Consider the following 1135-nt stretch of genomic DNA (forward strand, 5'->3'; position numbering starts at 1 on the left):
TTGTTTATGTTTATAGGCCTACAGTATATTTGTTCTAGATAAACATAACTGGAAGTACAACTTATGAAGAAAGATTTGTTGATCATTAAAAAATGAAATTGTCTCTCGTTTACTAACTAAGAATTATTATTAAACTTTCTAATTTTGTATATAATATATTTTATTATATAGATGGTCTCACTACACACTTGAATTTATGAAACTTTACCCTGCCCCCTCCCACCAAATTTAGGCCCCAAGTTACGCCCATGAGCCCAGGCATTTCTAACAATATCGCATCGCTATATTATTTGTCCTCACAGATAGAGGGGACAAGTAGACTTAGACATTACCTTGACTCGGTTCTAGGATCGCAGCACAGCCGTTGAGATTATGAGTCTCGAACGTTACCACTGTGTCGACCCACGCCCCAACATTTTAAATAAGAAATTTAAATTCCAATAAGGTTTGGTGACTTGTAAAACATCATTTTTAAATGAAATATTATTTCATGAATTATTAAAAAGGAAAAGTATCCGAATCGTAGTAGACCGTTAGATTAAAAGTGAAAACATATGGCTTAACTGGTGTAATCTTGGTAAATTCATCAATTGATATTATTTTACCCGATACATGTAACGTTGTAGCTCACTTTCATTATGTTTTATCAATAGGGACAGTATTTGCAATTTTATGTAGATTTATTTATTGATATCATTTATTTGCTGAGCTATCTTTAAATTGTAATTCTTTGAAAATTCACCGATTAGTTATATTTATTTATGTAAACTTAACTTTCTTTCCTCAACGTTTTTTAGGATTGAGAGGAATACCTCGTTGTTATAATATTTGCCTGTGACGTAGTTGAAAAAATACCTCAATGTTAACGTAAGCCCAAAGAAAAATATTACTAAATAAAAACAACAATGAAAATTTGAAATAAACATTTTTTATACCTTCGACCAGAAGAATATTAAAGCGTTATATAATATAAAGAGCCAGTAACATAAAGTAAAAACGACAAGCGTAATCAAACGAAAGTGTCGCGAGACGATCGCGTTCATCTAATTCGTCAGAATTATAGCCTATAGTACGTCGGTAAAATCTTACCACAATACCAAACTTTTGATGTTGTCTATAATAAGTACCTACATAT

The 1135-nt window shown here is 31.3% G+C and carries 1 protein-coding gene; it reads left to right on the forward strand.

Features of this window, described 5'->3' with window-relative positions; all coding sequences use genetic code 4:
* The first annotated feature begins 544 nt into the window (after positions 1 to 544).
* Positions 545 to 871, forward strand: a complete 327-nt coding sequence (locus MAGTDC_RS05915; RefSeq protein ID WP_414173057.1) for a cbb3-type cytochrome c oxidase subunit I — start codon at positions 545 to 547, stop codon at positions 869 to 871.
* Positions 872 to 1135: the final 264 nt, after the last annotated feature.

Source organism: Candidatus Hodgkinia cicadicola (assembly GCF_002774925.1).